The sequence below is a fragment of the Streptococcus sp. 20925_1_69 genome, from assembly GCF_041432365.1.
Taxonomy (GTDB): domain Bacteria; phylum Bacillota; class Bacilli; order Lactobacillales; family Streptococcaceae; genus Streptococcus.
Window position 1 is genome coordinate 206,931 of record NZ_JAPVZL010000002.1, and the last position, 15,942, is coordinate 222,872.

Genomic DNA, 15,942 nt, shown 5'->3' on the forward strand with positions numbered 1-15,942 from the left:
CTTTCATTTACCTTACGTTCATAATATACTACATTAGTCAGAAAAGGTCAAGATATTTGACTTTAATTGACCAATATTTTTTTAAAAATCAAAAACACCCTGAAACATCAGGGTGCCATTCTTATATCAAATACAAAATTGCTAGTGTCAAGAGACTTGCTAGAAGTCCTACTCCCCAAAAGAAGAAGTCAACCTTCCACTCGCTCCAAGGATTTCCTTTACCAGACAATCCTCCAAGTTCAAAATGGTGATGCACAGGCGTCATACGGAAAATACGTTTGCCACCAGTCATTTTGAAATAACTGACTTGCATCATGACCGAAGTTGTTTCAAAGACATAAACAATTCCAATAATCAAGAGAGTCCATTCTTGGTGGAGGGCCATAGAGATGGCTGCCAGCATTCCACCTAGGGCCAAACTTCCCACATCTCCCATAAAGACCTTGGCAGGCTTATGGTTAAAGACGAAGAAACCAAGCAAACCACCAATCATGGCAAGAATCACTAGAAGAATATCCATCTGACCTTGCACATATGCAATAACTCCATAGGCAGACAAGCTAATCACAACGGAAATACTAGCTAAACCATCAATTCCGTCTGTCAAGTTTACTGCATTTGAAAAACCGACTAGCCAGAAAAGAGCAAAGAAAATATAGAAAAATCCCAAATGAACTGGATAACCAAATACAGACAGGATATCACCCCCACGCTCATAGAAAAGATAAAAGATAACTCCACCTAAAAGCTGAAGAGCCAATTTTTGCTTGGGATTTAGCCCCTCATTGATTTTGCGAAAGACTTTGAGAAAGTCATCTAAAAATCCGACAAGTCCATAAAGTACCAAGATGAACAAAATCATTCCCACATTATTGGTCAATTGTTTTGAAAAAAGAGCAACAAGGAAACTCACCACAACTGCAGCAATGAGGAAAACAAGTCCCCCCATAGTTGGCGTGCCAGCTTTTGCCTGATGCTGTTTGACATCCTCATGCATCTGCTGGCCTGTAATTTGCGCCTTTCTATAAAATTGGATAAAGGCCGGAATTCCTACTAAAGTTAGTAAAAATGTCACAATTCCAGCACTAATAGAAATAAACATATTAGTCTCCTAAAGTTAATTTAATTTTTTTAATGTTTTTGATAGCTGTATTAGTCCGAACATCTTGCTTCTGAACAACGGAACCTGAACCTTCAAATTCCAGTTCAATATCCAACCATTTAGCAAAGGTCTCAGCAGTCTCTTTTTTCCAGCCATACATATCTGGAATTTCTTCTACCTTATCCGATAAAAGGAGAACTTGTTGGTTTGGTGCAAGATTTTTTCCTTCTTCTACAGAAGTCTCTTTAATCTTTGTTCCAGTACCAACAACGATTGGTTGCACAATATTTCGACGTAAGGCTTCCGCCAAATCACCAGGTGAAATATCCTTGATGCTAGGCATTGCATACGAAGATTCTGTCGTCACTTGATCTAAATTCTTAGCTGGAGATTGAAGGTTCAGAGATTCTTTCATCGCTGAAGCCCGCTCCAAGATTGGATTGGAAAACTCTCCCAACTGGGCAGCTGAATAATGCTCAGGCTGTTGAACCGTTACATACAAGATAAAATCAGGATTTTCAGCAGGATTCATAGTCACAACTGAGAAAATATAATTGGTAGAACCAACCAAGTATCCTCCATTTTTCTCATCAGCGATTTGAGCCGTACCGGATTTAACTGCTACATTTTGTCCAGGAACTGTTATAATTGGCTTTCCTGTGTAGTGATTATACATAGTTCCATATAGAGGGTCCGTCCCAACTAATATCATGTTAGTACGAGTCAAGCTTGCTGCATCTTCAGATACAGGTTTTCCTACAATCTCTTTTTGAGACTTTCGTACAGACTGATTGTTAGTATCATAAATAGCACTTATAAATTTTGGCTCCAGCATAACTCCATCGTTGGCAATGGCTGTAAAAGCACGTAGCATCTGGGTCTGCGTTACAGAAATCCCCTGACCAAATGCACTCATGGCAATATCAACAATATTATCTGCAGGCAATTGACCTGAATACTCATCAGTCAGACCAAAACGCGTCGGCACCCCAAACTTAAAGCGGTTTAGATAATCCAACCAAGTAGCATCTCCCATTTTTTGTTCAAGTAGACTCATTCCAACATTACTGGAGTGAGCGAAACCTTGTAAGAAAGTCATCATCCCACCAGTCGTCAAACCACCATTAACATCCCAATCTCGAATTGTCGCATCCGCTATTTTTAATTCACTACTATTGAAAACTTCTCCTCCTGGGAAAGTGTTATTGTCAATAGCAGCAGCTAGTGTCATGACCTTCATAGTTGACCCTGGCTCATAGTTGCTTTGATAGAGGATATCACGCCAAACAAAGTCCTTGGTCAACCCTTCCTTAGTATCGGCATCAAAGGTCGGCCGTTGCGTTGTTGCAAGAATTTCCCCTGTTTTGGCACTGACCAAGGTTGCTGTCATATACTTGCCTTTTACTTTTTCTTGAAAGGCATTCATCTGGGTCTCCATGAAGGACTGAAGGGTGCTGGAAATAGTTGTATAAACATCCTTGCCATCTACCGTTTGCTGGGAAACTTGTTCTGTTCCAGGGACAATATTACCCAGACGATCTTTTTCATAGGTAATAATACCGTCTTTCCCTGCAAGAATACTGTTCAAGGAACTCTCCATCCCAGAAGTTCCCAGCAAACTCTTGCTCCCATCTTCATTTTCATGGAGTTGAGCTAAACCAATAAAACTAGAAGCGAATTGTCCATTTGGATAGCTTCTGTTAGGGCTAGTTGTAAAGTCAATTCCTTCAACACTAGCGTCTTTCAAATCCTTTTTAATAGCCATCATATTGGCATAGGTAATCCCATTTCCTTTGGCACCAAAAGAAACTTGAGTCAGATTCGGTTGAGACAATTGTTCTTTAACATAAGCCTCGTCCATATCCAGATACTTATGGAAAACCTCTGCTACCTTATTAAACTGGGCATCTTCTACATAAAGAATTTTACCAGTTGCTGATTTGTATTTTTTATCAATAACAGCATAGACATTATAGGAGGTTGCGTCCTCAGCAATCGGGACTCCATTTCGGTCATAAATAGTCCCACGTTTGGCAGGGACTGTACGGGTTATTTGGTGAACTTTCTTGGCCTCTTTGACTAGATCCGTTCCAAATTTACTACCACTCCCGATAATAACAGCAAAATTAACCAAAAAGACAGCGAAAAGTACGACAGCTAACAAGCTGATGTACTTCCCTACTATTTTACGGTTTTCTGCTGGAGATTTACGGTTTCTAATCGCAAATCGGGTTATTCTTTTTGTCCACTTCATATCTTACTCCGCTGATCGAATATTCTCGTTATTCAATTTTAAGTCCTTAGAATTTGCGATTTCTTTCAAGCGTTCTGCCCTCAACAATTCATTTACCTCTTGTTTGGCATCATCTAATTCTGTCTTTTTCTCCTCTATCTGCGCATTGATTTTTGTCAGATCATTTTGTACTTGTAGGAGTCGAGTCTGCATAAAGATAATACTAAGCGCCAAAACAAGAGCTGTAAACGCAATGGAAAGATAAAAAGCCTTCTCCACACGGGAGAATTTTTTTATACGATTCTGCAAGAATTGACTGGTTGTTTCTTTTTTATCTACCATTTTTCCCCTCTTACTTGTGAATTTTTCTGGCCACGCGCAACTTAGCTGAGTGCGAGCGGTTATTGGCTTCTAATTCTTCTGCACTTGGCAAGATTGGCTTACGGGATACCAATTCCATCTTGGGCTTGAGATCATCTGGGATGAAGGGCAAACCTTTGGGAACTTCAACCGTTGAAGCTTCCTTGAACAATTGCTTGGTCAAGCGGTCTTCTAGCGAATGGAAGGTAATCACTGAGATTCTACCATCTAGAGCCAACATCTCCATAGCCTGCTGGATAGATTCATCTGCGGCTCCCAGCTCATCGTTGACTTCAATCCGAATAGCCTGGAAAATTTGCTTAGCAGGATGCCCCTTCTTCTTAAGTTCCTTGGCAGGTTTGGCCGACTTGATAATCTCTGCTAACTCAGTCGTAGTCTCGATAGGCTTGACTTCTCGAGCTTGCTCAATCTTACGCGCAATCTGTTTAGAGAATTTATCCTCACCATACTTGAAGAAAATACGAACCAAGTCATGATAGTCATAGTGGTTCACCACTTCATAGGCTGTCAGACTAGCATCCTGATTCATCCGCATGTCCAGTGGCGCATCCTTTTTATAAGAAAAACCACGCTCACGCTGGTCCAATTGAGGACTAGACACTCCCAAGTCATAACAAATTCCATCAATTTCTTGAACACCAGCTTCGCGCAAACGTGCCTGTAAATGACGGAAGTTATCCTTGATAAAGGTCACCATTCCCTTCTCAATGTAGGGTGCCAAGCGTTTTTGCGCATTGTCAATGGCATTCTGGTCCTGATCAAAGGCATAGAGATGGCCCTTTTCACTTAATTTACTTAATAAATACTCGCTATGGCCTGCTCCACCCAAAGTCGCGTCAACGTAGATACCGTCAGGTTTTACGTCGAGCATATCAATCGTTTCGTGGAGCAAGACCGTTACATGATGAAATTCTTTTGTCATATCCTATCTATTTTACCACAAATCCGACCAGCTTGCACTAGTCAGACAAATAGGCCAAAAACAAGTAAGATTTCTTTAAGAAATATGTCAAATATGCTTGACATTCACTCTATAGAAGAATATAATGTAGTCAAATATATGCGACACAAATTAGAAAGGAGACCAGATGAATCGTGTGAAAGAATTTCGCAAGGAATTGGGTATTTCCCAGCTCGAGCTAGCCAAGGATATCGGTGTCTCGAGACAAACCATCAATATGATTGAAAACGACAAGTACAATCCAACCCTGGAACTCTGTCTCAATCTCGCCCGCAGCCTCCAAACTGACCTCAACAGTCTCTTTTGGGAGGATAATTTTTAAAAAAGGAGCCAACTTATGAAAAAAGAAACCTTCACTGAAAAACTGATCAAGCGCACATACGGTATTTCTGATCCACTTGACGAATACAAACGACGCGAGGCTGATCGTATCGGCAATCAAGTCTTTATCTTCCTCTTTTATCTGATGATTTTCGGCAATCTTATTCCGCTCGTTCTAGCCTATAAATTTCCTCAGCTAGTGGCTCTGGTCTATCCTCCTCTGATTTTAGTGATTGCCCTCATCGCTGCTGGCTATGTCACCTACCAAATGAAAAAAACAGGGATTACAGCTATTGATCCAGATATGCTGAGCGAGAAAGAAAGTAAGCAACTACACTACCCAGGTCTTAAAGCAGGTTTGTTCTTTGGTCTATGGATGTTTTTTATAACTCCTCTTCTCAGTATACTAATAGGTGAAGGTCAGGACTATTTTCAGTCTCTCCTCACTATAAGAAATGGTGTATCAAGCATTCTCGGTTCTATTTTCTTCGGTGCGAGCATACAGTTCCTCATCTCCCGTCGCATTGCAAAAACTAAGAAAAATCAAGATGAGGATTAGGAGGAAACTCATGAAAAAAGAAAAGAAACAGTTACGTTATCCTGGTCTGAAAGCAGGTTCGATTTATGGAACAATAATATTTTTTATAATTCAACCCATTGATACCCTAACAAGTGAAAATCCAAATTTTATCACTTCTCTTCTAAATACAAAACATATTTTTAAAACTATACTGGGAGCTTTCTTTTTCGGAGTGATGATACATATTATCGTCTCACTTCGTATTGCAAGAGCTAATACTCTTCGAAAATCAAATTCAAACCGCGTCAACGTCGCCTTGCCGTACTCAAGTACAGCCTGCGGCGAGTTTCCTAGTTTGCTCTTTGATTTTCATTGAGTATAAAAAAGACCAGGATTAGGAGGTACCTATGAAATCATTACTAACTTTACTTACCTATCATCTTTTGTTCAGTTCTCTTCTCATCTTCATCATCGTTTCAGGGAACTTGCCATTCAGCGAGATATTCCTCCTTCTAGTCTTTATTCCAGCCCTCAACAAAGGACTAACTTATCTAAAGATTGACTCCCAAAAAACACGCATACTCAACTTAGCACTGTGCTTTATGATTCTATCTTTTCCACAACTGATGCTCATATCAAGCGATTGGAAATATTATTTACTGCTGACTATCGCTAGCCTTTCTTCCATCATTTATCTTTATTATCTCTATCAATTCGTAAAAGAAAGTCAGTAAAACCGCTCATTTAGGAGGTTACTAGCATGAAAAAAGAAGACTTCACCACTCGCCTACTTCGAAATCTCTTTCACATTCAGGGCCCTTTTGATGAATGCCGACAAGAGATTATCTACAAGGCTTGTGCCCGTTCTATGGTTCAAATCGTTTATTCTTCCTTCTTTCTCTTCTTGTTTTATCTGTTATTTGGACGCTTCATAGAGGCCGTTCGCTATGCCATGCCCTACGTTTACTCTGGACTCATTTTTTTCATTACTTTAAAAACTCAAAGAGCCGTCAAAGAACTCCATCTGGAAAAAGATGACAAGTCAGAAATTATCCTCAAAACCTACAGCAAAGCCCAAATCAAATTTCGAAGCTGGGTTGTGTTTATCGGTCTTCAGATTGGCCTCTTTACCCTACTCATCTTTCATAAAGTCTTCGTTCAGCAGATGTCCCTTTCAGATTTTGCGAAGTTGCTCATGCAATTCGATAAAAGTGTTCCTCTCCTGATGTATGGCCTGATTATCGGTAGCATTTTTGGAACCCTGACCTACGGATTTCTATCACTTCAGGAGGAGAAAACTCCAAAAAATACCAAACAGAAGGAGAAAAGCAGGCAATGACTTCACTATACGATTTTTCAGTCTTGAACCAAGACAATCAAGAAATCTCACTAGATGCCTATCGTGGTAAGGTACTCTTGATTGTCAACACTGCTACTGGATGTGGTTTAACGCCCCAGTACCAAGGACTTCAAGAACTCTATGATCGCTATCAAGAACAAGGTTTTGAGATTTTAGACTTCCCTTGCAATCAGTTTATGGGACAAGCACCAGGTAATGCAGAGGAAATCAACGCCTTCTGTAGCCTACATTATCAAACCACTTTCCCACGTTTTGCCAAGATCAAGGTCAACGGTAAGGAGGCAGATCCCCTCTATGTTTGGTTGAAAGACCAGAAATCTGGTCCACTAGGAAAACGAATCGAATGGAATTTCGCTAAATTTCTCATCGGTCGTGATGGGCAGGTCTTTGAACGCTTCTCTTCAAAAACAGACCTAAAACAAATTGAAGAGGCAATACAAAATCTACTATAATTTTACAATCTCACTTTGATCAGGTCTCCTTTAACCTAATGAATAGTGAGATTTTTTGATTAGCTTTGACTGATATAAAAAAAGTGAACAAATGTCTACTAGGAATATCATAAACATCATGAGTTTTCATCAAACTAAAAGGACCTAGCCCTGTACAATACCGAACTAAATCCTTTGAATAAATAATTGATCTAACTTTTAGAATCCCTACAGAAATTCCAGTTTTTCTCTATTTGATACCAGACATTAGTTTTTCAATACGTGGAACGTAGAAGAGTAAGATAATACCGAATACAATCGTAATTCCTCCAACAATTCCATAGTAAGCAACTTCAGTTCCGCTTGTATAAAATTTTACAATTTGAGCATTGATAGCTTGTGCAGCAGCATTACTCAAGAACCAGATAGACATCATTTGTGCTTGGAAGGATTTTGGTGCTAACTTTGTAGTGACTGATAGACCAATCGGCGAAATCAACATTTCCCCTACAATCACAATAGCCCAACTCATAATCAACCAGAGAGGACTGACCTTAACATCTGTCCCAAAGAGCATCCCTGGTAACATCATCCACAAGAAGGATAAACCTGCTGCTAATAAACCGTAAGCAAATTTCTTAGAAGAGGACGGTTGCTTTTTACCCATTTTCCCCCACAACCATGCAAAAATCGGCACATAAATCATAATGAAAAGTGGGTTGATACTTTGGAAAAAGCTAGATGGGAAATGAATTTGATTCCCAAATACATTAAAGTAAAGTCGAGTTTGATCATCCGCAAATAGAGCGAGAACAACAGAACCCTGTTCCTCAATAGACCAGAAGAGTACTCCAGCGATAAATAGAGGAATGTAGGCAAATACTCGGGATCTCTCAGTGGCAGTTATTTTCTGACTAGATAAAATCTTGAAGAAATAGTAGATTGGAATAATTACAGCAATCACTGTAAAGATATTAACAATCATATCCACATTAAACTGGTGAGTAAAGACTAAACCTATAACCACGAGAATAACCATGACAAGTGTAAGTAGCAAGCGTTTAATCAAGGTCTGCTGGTCCTTCTGTGAAAGTGGATCAGTGGGGTAAAGACTTGATTCAGGCAGATATTTCTTCCCATCTAAAACATACTTCACCAGACCAAAGAACATCCCAATAGCAGCTAATGAGAAACCTAGATGGAAATTAACTTCCTGACCTAGATAACCCACTAAATAAGGGGCAACGAAGGCACCTAAGTTAATACCAAAGACAAAGATACTAAAACCTGCATCCCGTCTATCATCCTCTTTCTCATAAATCCCCCCCACCATATCTGAGATATTGGGTTTTAAAAATCCAGTTCCAAAGATAATCAAGGCAATAGAAAGATAGAGAGCCACTTGTCCAAAAGGTGTTGCCAAAGCAATATGCCCTAGCATAATCAAAATCCCACCGTAAAAGACAGTCTTACGGCTTCCTAAAATACGGTCACTGACAAAACCACCGACAACCGAGGACAAAAATACCAGCGAGCCATAAATCGCCATAACCGATGCAGCTGTGGTCTTCTCCATCCCCAACCCACCATCTTGCACACTATAGTACATATAGTAAAGTAGGATAGCTCGCATCCCATAGTAAGAAAAGCGTTCCCACATCTCTGTAAAGAAGAGGGTGGACAAGCCCATAGGATGTCCAAAAAATGTTTTCTGTTTTTCCATATATATTCTCCTTTAATGATATAATAATTCATTTTACAGAATTTTCAAACAAATGTCAAACAAATCCTGTTTATTTTAGAAAATTTTCTGAAAAAATCACACGTCTCATACTTAATTCCATCATAAAAATCCATTTCAGACTAACTTCCACTTCGGTCAGGCAAGTGGAAGTTACGTTGAAAAATCACATTTAAAAATTTGCTCTTGTTTAGTTTAAAAATGTTTCAAAACTTGAAACATACTTATCCTTTCCTCTTCAGTAAACAAAAACATCCCTATGTCAAACTTGTAATTACTAAAATACAAGTCAATAAGCATAGAGATGTAAAACTATTACATATGAAAAATAAATAATTAGCAATTAAATAATAGAAATTGTGTACGAAATTTCTCAATTAGTTTTCGCTAGTAAATATCATTTCCAACAAACGCCCTCTCAATTCCTTATCCTGATGATGCAAGATATTCATTAACTCATGAGAATTTTTGGCATTGATGAATTGATTTAACAATCTATCTTTTAATTCATATGGAAGAGAAGCAGTCTTTAGTAGTCTAAAAACTTCATCATTCAGAGATGGTATTTTATTATCTTTCCATTCAAATCTAGCTGTATCATTCTTATTTGGCAATTCAATCATAGACACATTCGTTCCTTTAAAATGAATTCTATGCCTTCTATTGCTTGGAACGATACTAGAATCTCCTTGTAATGTTAACTCTACCATCCCTATTTCCCAATCGATTGATAATCTTGTTTTATATCTTTGACCATTTTGATCTTCAATCATTTCAAAAGAATGTTGCTTGCCTGGGAATACATACCAATCTACAACTTCAGGTAAATCAACACCCATATCTATCTCAGAACCAACCAAGGGAATGATTGCACCACTTTTTGCAAACACAGGTATAGTCGAAATGTCTCTATAAACACTCAACTTCACACCACCTGTATATTTTTTCTCTGAAAAGAAGTCATACCATTCACCTTCAGGGAACCATACATCCACTTTTGCAGATTGGAATGCCAAGTCCATCTTTTCTACAATGGGAGCCACCATCAGTTCTGTTCCAAAAAAGTATTGATTTGGAACATTATAGCTCTCATCATTCTCTGGGTAGAAATAATACATTGGGCTGATTAATGGGGCACCTTCCTCGTGTGTCTGTACATTCATGGTATATAGATATGGAATCATCTGATGTCTCAAACGAAGGTATTTCTTCATAATTTTAGATGTTGTTTCTGAAAAAAACCAAGGTTCTTTACTATTAAAGGAACTTCTAGAACTATGTAATCGAGTAATCGGACTAAAAACACCAAACTGTAGCCATCTAGTTTGTAACTCTTCGTCATAATCCCCCAACATGTGTCCACCGATATCATGACTCCACCAACTATAACCGATATTAGATGCTGTCGCTGTAAAATAAGGTTGAAATCTTAAGGAATTCCAACTAATAATGGTATCTCCTGAAAAACCAACAGGGTATCGGTGACTACCAGGTCCTGCATACCTTGATAAAATCAAACCGCCTTCTGAATTTTTACAACTATCTTGATAGTGATAGTGGTTTAAAAGCCATAGTGGATCCAACATACCTTGAGTCCCTTGTTGCCAGTCAATCCACCAAAAATCTACTCCCTGCTTTTCTAGCTTATAATGAACATCTTTAAAGTAAGCTTCCCTAAAAGAGGGATTAAAAAAATCAAAAATAGCAGGTTCTTCTAATTCTACATTTAACCCCAATCGTTTTGCGACTCTAGGATAAGCTTCTTCATAAGCCCGTATACCATCAGCAGGATGGACATTTAAGGAAAGTTTTAACTTCCTATCATGAAGTTCTTGCAATAACTGTTCTGGATTAGGTATTAAGTTTTTATTCCAGCTATATCCTGTCCAGCCACTTCCAAAACGGGCTGGAATTTCAGTTATGTGCCAATCCATATCTAAAACACCGATAGATAATGGAATTTTCTCTGTTTTAAATCTGTCTATTAAATTCAAATATTCATCCGACGTATAAGGCCAATACCTACTCCACCAATTACCTAAAGCATATCTTGGTAACAAAGGTGTTGAGCCAGTCAAATGGTAAAAGTCTCTGATTGCTCCTCTATAATCATGCCCATAGGCAAAGAAATAGAGGTCAATTTGATTTTCTCTCTCAATATAACCAGACTGTTCATCCCAAATAAATCCTTGAGAATCATCCAATAAGGCTATACCACTTCGACTAATAATTCCATCTTCTAACGAGATTGAGCCATCTGCCTTATCCAGAGTCCGCGCTGTTCCTTTTAACGTTTCAATAGATTCACCAAAATACCAGCGACTACCATATACGGCAAAATTTCCTTTTAATTCTATAAATAAATTTTCGGCGTTAAATTCTCCTTTATTAAAGTGCAGATGAAAATAGTCCGTCATAATATCTAGTACGTTTGGTGTCTCTATATAATTTAACGAAACTTGGCCAAAATCTCTATTATAGATAAGTTGTGTCGTTCTATCCTCAAAACTTCCAGTTTGAGAGTACTCTAACCTTACTAGCTTGTCTGTTAATACAGAGATTCGATAAAACTCTCCCTTAAAAATTTTCAATTTGTTTTCCTCCTTTTAGTAAATTTCTTTACCTTATCAAACATTTTATTTGTTATCGTTACATTCATCAATCCGCAAAAAGCAAATCCCCCAAATGTAAATACGTAAATAGCTGTTAAAACTCGTTCTGGACTACTAAAACTCATATACAGTACAGAAATATTAAATAAAACCAACATGATAGCTTGTATTGGATTTAAAATACAAATTAATACGCTATTTACAATACTATTTTTTAGATTATCTTTAAATAGACCAATATAGGGAAAAATAACACTCATCAAAAGTATTATAACAAATAAAAAGGGCAACACTAACAATAAACTATACTCTGAAAATAAACTTGAATAGCCCCAAAGACAATAGTTCACATATAAAAGTAATTCTATTAGGAGGATAAACAACCAAATAAAAGTTGACTGTTTAAAATTTCGTCTAAAGATCCGAAAATAATGATAAGCAATATCGGTATCTTTACCTTTTAAAATACGATACCACATTGTCGTAAGAGAAGTTAATGATGCCCCAATTGTAACTATTGGAATACAACTAACAATAAATAGAGTATTTAAAATAATTAAATCTGTCAAAAAAGTTAAAATTCTAACCACTTTTCCATCTAATGAAAATAATTTTTGCATAATATATTCTCCATAAAATCAATCGTCTTAACTCTATATTTTAGAATGTCAGTTGCACAAAAATATTACCTAAATTATTTAAAAAACATTTCCAAATTTCTTTAAAAATTAGAATAAAGGAAGCGAGATCATTTGATGTTATCAGTCTCGCTTCCTGTAATTAGCTAGTCCCTTGTTTATACAACCAAGAGTTCATATAAAGTATTACTCTTTTACTTCTTTTTGGTAACGATTATATGCTTCCTGTTGAATCTTCATAAATTCGTCCAATCCCATATTCTTAAGAGTTTCTTTGTATGAGTCCCATTCTTTTTCTATGCCACCTTCAACTACCCATTTAGATGCTTGTTGTTTGACATAGGATTCAATGCTAACATAGATTGATGATAATTTGTTAAGCTCTTCTTGTGAATAGATCACATTAGGGTAAGCTGGCAACGCAAATTGTTTCAAATCTTGGTCCATCTTCAATTTCAATCCATCACCTTGTGTTTGATCGATTTCTACGCGACTATTGATATCATCGCTTACGTATTTAGGACCAAAATCTCGAAGTGAATTAATCCATGCCCATTCATCAGCTGATTTACCATCTTTAGGAGGTAACACTTTAAACTTATCACCATTCTTTTCAGTAGCTATTCCAAATGATCCATAGAAATTCTGAATACTTGCTTCATCTGTATATAATTTATCCAACCATTTCAATAATTTAGCAGGATTTTTGCTCTTATTTGTAATCAAAATTTCATTTCGACCATAGTTGTAATGATCTGGATCAGAAAAGACATATTGTTTTCCATCCATACCTTTTAAAGCAGGTAGAGCAATATACTCACTTGAATGTAAGCCAAACGTTGCATCTGCTGTCCAACCACTAGAAACACCTACTCTAGATACTCCCTTATCCATACGTTTTGCTACACTCATAGAGGTATCTTCTGTAAAGATTTCCGGATCAATCAAACCTTTTTTATAAGATTCGTGCATTGCTGCAATCCCTTGTTTATAACTTTCTTCTGTACGAAGGTAGACTGGTTTTCCATCTTTTACAGACATTTCATACGTATTATCTGCACCTAAACGATTATTGAACGGAAGAATATATGAGAATGTTGGATCAAAGTTTCCTGCTCCAAATGGAATTTCATCAGAAACATCTCCATTTCCATTCGCATCTTTATCCTTAAATTCTTGTAATACTTTTACTAAATCATCATAAGTTTCTGGAACCTTTAATCCTAAATTATCCAGCCACTTTTTATTAATAAATAGCTGATTAGCTACAGTAGGACGCATCGGTAATTTTTTAGGTAGACTGTAGATATGACCATCTGGTGAAGTAATCATAGCTTTAATCTTAGGTTCTTTCTCCATAGCCTTAGTTAAATTGGGCATGTTTTCCTTGATTAAATCTTCCAATGGAATAAATAAAGATTGGTTCTGAGCAATTTCTGAATCTGTAAAAGCATTTGAACCTAAAAATGCATCTGGTAAATCTCCACTAGCAACCAAAACAGATTTCTTATCTGCCCAATCTGCGGCTACAAGTGTATCCCATTTAACATCGATACCTGATTCTTTGGCAGAATCAGTTAGAAAACCTTTATGATAATCTTCCCCCCAGTCAGACCAACGAACAGTTGTGATTTTATAAGAATCTTCTCCAGACTTATCGTCCTTATTCGCATTATTGGAATTTGCACAGGCTGTTAAGCCAGCAAGTGTAACTGTTCCTAAGAACAAATATGTAAATGATTTATTTTTCATGTTTTTCTCCTATTCTTTCAAGGCGCCAATCATTACACCTTGATTAAAATATTTTTGAACAAAGGGATATAGCAACATAATCGGAGCGGTTGAAATAACAATTGCTGCATATTTCATCATATCGGCTTTGATACGAAGATCTGATGCCACTTCTCCTGTTGCTTGCGATTGTAACATTTGATTACTAATTAGTAAACGTCGTAAAATTAATTGCAATGGTTGTAAATTTTCATTCGTTAAATAAATTAAAGCATTAAACCACGAATTCCAAATACCAACTGCAGTCCAAAGTCCAATAACTGCTATAATAGCTTTTGATAACGGAACAACTATTTTAATAAAATAACGAATTGTACCACAGCCATCAATTTGCGCAGCCTCCCACATCCCGTCTGGAATACTATTATTAAAGAAAGTTCTAGCAACAATAATATTGTATGATGAAACTGCAAAAGGTATTACCATTACCCAAAATGTATCAATTAGGCCAACATTCTTTACTGTTAAGTAGGTAGGAATCAAGCCACCTGATACAAACATAGGGATTATGTATAGAATACTCATCCACTTTCTACCAACTAATTCTTTTCTAGATAAAGCATAACCAGCTGGAATATTGACTACTAAAGCAACCAAGGTCCCAACAACAGTATATAAAATTGTATTTAGATAGCTACGTAAAAATAAAGGTTGTTGAATAAGACGTAAATATCCATCTAATTTCCATTCTCTTGGAATAAACCATACCTTCCCATTTGCAACATCTGAAGGATTGCTAAAAGATGCAATCACTACAAACCATAACGGATAAACAATTAACAGGATAAGGAAAATTGCTAAACCATAGGTAACTATATCAAATAATAATTCAGAGTTTGTTTTTCTTGATTTATGAAACCATTTCACCTTGAGCACTCCTTCCTTTAAAAAAGACCCGTTCTAGTATATCTTTTCGAGAACCAGTTAACAGATAACAAAATTATTAGATTGACTACGGTGTTAAATAACCCTATAGCTGTCGAATAACTATACTGAAAGTTCACCATACCAACTTTATAAACATAGGTCGAAATTATCTCACTTCCTGCTAAATTAAGAGGATTCTGTAGTAGTAACACTTTCTCAAAACCTACACTTAATAAACTACCTGCTCTTAATATTAATAAAATCATAGCAGTCGGCAAAAGCAATGGTAATTCTATATGCCGAATTTTTTGTAACCTAGAGGCACCATCCATAGTTGCAGCCTCATAATATGTAGGATCAATTGCAGAAAGCGCCGCCAGATAAATAATACTATCCCAACCAATATGTTGCCATACATCACTCCAAACATAAACACCTGCAAAATTACTAGGTTTTGATAAAAAATCTGGAATAGTAATTCCAACAGACTTAAATACATTCGCTAACAAACCACTAGTAGGAGATAAAAATAAGATAATCATCCCACACATAACCATTGTAGAGATAAAATGGGGTAAGTAAGTTGTCACTTGAAATATTTTTCTAAATTTCCCAACTCTTAACTGATTACTAATGATAGCTAGTATAATAGGCAAGGGAAATCCTACTACAATACTATAAAGTGAAATTTTTAATGTATTGAACATAGTTGTCCCGAATTGGAATGATGAGAAAAATTGAGTAAAGTACTTAAATCCTACCCACTGACTAGCAAAGATACCATTGGCTGGTGAATAGTCTTTAAATGCAATAATTAGTCCCAACATGGGAATATAGGAAAATAAAATTAATAGCAATATTGAAGGAAAAAGTAATATATATAACGGAATACTATGCTTTAATTTTATTTTATGAATTTGAGATGCTACTTTCATGTTTTTCCTCCCATCTGATTTTCTACGATTATTTTACACCATATAGAAT

General features: G+C 36.8%; 16 protein-coding genes. 6 read left to right on the forward strand and 10 right to left on the reverse strand.

Annotated features, from left to right (window positions below; all coding sequences use genetic code 11):
- Positions 1-121: 121 nt before the first annotated feature.
- Genes mraY through rsmH form a run of 4 tightly spaced genes read right to left on the reverse strand, consistent with a single transcriptional unit; the run spans position 122 to position 4,638 of the window.
- Complete coding sequence (gene mraY, locus O3601_RS02375) at positions 122-1,102, reverse strand: phospho-N-acetylmuramoyl-pentapeptide-transferase (protein ID WP_371470871.1); 981 nt, start codon at positions 1,100-1,102, stop codon at positions 122-124.
- A 1-nt stretch (position 1,103) separates the two neighbouring features.
- Entirely contained in the window at positions 1,104-3,356 is a 2,253-nt protein-coding gene (gene pbp2X, locus O3601_RS02380; protein ID WP_265480233.1) for a penicillin-binding protein PBP2X, read from the reverse strand.
- 3 nt (positions 3,357-3,359) lie between these two features.
- Positions 3,360-3,677: a cell division protein FtsL gene (ftsL, locus tag O3601_RS02385; protein WP_000227822.1), complete on the reverse strand. Its 318-nt coding sequence runs from the start codon at positions 3,675-3,677 to the stop codon at positions 3,360-3,362.
- A 10-nt stretch (positions 3,678-3,687) separates the two neighbouring features.
- Positions 3,688-4,638, reverse strand: a complete 951-nt coding sequence (rsmH, locus tag O3601_RS02390) for a 16S rRNA (cytosine(1402)-N(4))-methyltransferase RsmH (RefSeq protein WP_000159402.1) — start codon at positions 4,636-4,638, stop codon at positions 3,688-3,690.
- A 166-nt stretch (positions 4,639-4,804) separates the two neighbouring features.
- Here rsmH and O3601_RS02395 point away from each other — a divergent pair, with 166 nt between their 5' ends.
- From O3601_RS02395 to O3601_RS02420, 6 genes are read left to right on the forward strand one after another with little or no spacing between them, the layout of a single operon-like run.
- On the forward strand, positions 4,805-4,999 hold the full coding sequence (locus O3601_RS02395; protein ID WP_001082471.1) for a helix-turn-helix transcriptional regulator: 195 nt from the start codon (positions 4,805-4,807) through the stop codon (positions 4,997-4,999).
- 15 nt (positions 5,000-5,014) lie between these two features.
- Positions 5,015-5,557 (forward strand): DUF3278 domain-containing protein, encoded by a 543-nt coding sequence (locus O3601_RS02400; protein ID WP_371470878.1) that lies wholly within the window; start codon positions 5,015-5,017, stop codon positions 5,555-5,557.
- 10 nt (positions 5,558-5,567) lie between these two features.
- A complete protein-coding gene (locus O3601_RS02405) occupies positions 5,568-5,894 on the forward strand; it encodes a hypothetical protein (protein WP_371470880.1) in 327 nt (108 codons plus the stop codon).
- A gap of 31 nt (positions 5,895-5,925) precedes the next feature.
- Complete coding sequence (locus O3601_RS02410) at positions 5,926-6,252, forward strand: hypothetical protein (protein WP_371470883.1); 327 nt, start codon at positions 5,926-5,928, stop codon at positions 6,250-6,252.
- A 26-nt stretch (positions 6,253-6,278) separates the two neighbouring features.
- Positions 6,279-6,857 carry a DUF3278 domain-containing protein gene (locus O3601_RS02415; protein WP_371470885.1) on the forward strand — a complete coding sequence of 193 codons (579 nt, stop codon included), beginning with the start codon at positions 6,279-6,281 and terminating at the stop codon, positions 6,855-6,857.
- Positions 6,854-7,330 carry a glutathione peroxidase gene (locus O3601_RS02420; protein WP_371470886.1) on the forward strand — a complete coding sequence of 159 codons (477 nt, stop codon included), beginning with the start codon at positions 6,854-6,856 and terminating at the stop codon, positions 7,328-7,330. The genes O3601_RS02415 and O3601_RS02420 overlap by 4 nt, the downstream gene beginning before the upstream one ends.
- A gap of 229 nt (positions 7,331-7,559) precedes the next feature.
- Here O3601_RS02420 and O3601_RS02425 read toward each other — a convergent pair whose 3' ends face one another.
- The 6 genes from O3601_RS02425 to O3601_RS02450 form a co-directional block, all read right to left on the reverse strand.
- Complete coding sequence (locus O3601_RS02425) at positions 7,560-9,032, reverse strand: peptide MFS transporter (protein WP_371470889.1); 1,473 nt, start codon at positions 9,030-9,032, stop codon at positions 7,560-7,562.
- A gap of 395 nt (positions 9,033-9,427) precedes the next feature.
- Complete coding sequence (locus O3601_RS02430; RefSeq protein ID WP_371470892.1) at positions 9,428-11,641, reverse strand: TIM-barrel domain-containing protein; 2,214 nt, start codon at positions 11,639-11,641, stop codon at positions 9,428-9,430.
- Positions 11,638-12,282 (reverse strand): YesL family protein, encoded by a 645-nt coding sequence (locus O3601_RS02435; protein ID WP_001170587.1) that lies wholly within the window; start codon positions 12,280-12,282, stop codon positions 11,638-11,640. The genes O3601_RS02430 and O3601_RS02435 overlap by 4 nt, the downstream gene beginning before the upstream one ends.
- 204 nt (positions 12,283-12,486) lie before the next feature.
- Positions 12,487-14,052, reverse strand: a complete 1,566-nt coding sequence (locus O3601_RS02440; RefSeq protein ID WP_371470895.1) for a sugar ABC transporter substrate-binding protein — start codon at positions 14,050-14,052, stop codon at positions 12,487-12,489.
- Between the two features lie 9 nt (positions 14,053-14,061).
- Complete coding sequence (locus O3601_RS02445) at positions 14,062-14,958, reverse strand: carbohydrate ABC transporter permease (RefSeq protein WP_000870790.1); 897 nt, start codon at positions 14,956-14,958, stop codon at positions 14,062-14,064.
- 17 nt (positions 14,959-14,975) lie between these two features.
- Positions 14,976-15,893: an ABC transporter permease gene (locus tag O3601_RS02450; RefSeq protein WP_371470898.1), complete on the reverse strand. Its 918-nt coding sequence runs from the start codon at positions 15,891-15,893 to the stop codon at positions 14,976-14,978.
- Positions 15,894-15,942: the final 49 nt, after the last annotated feature.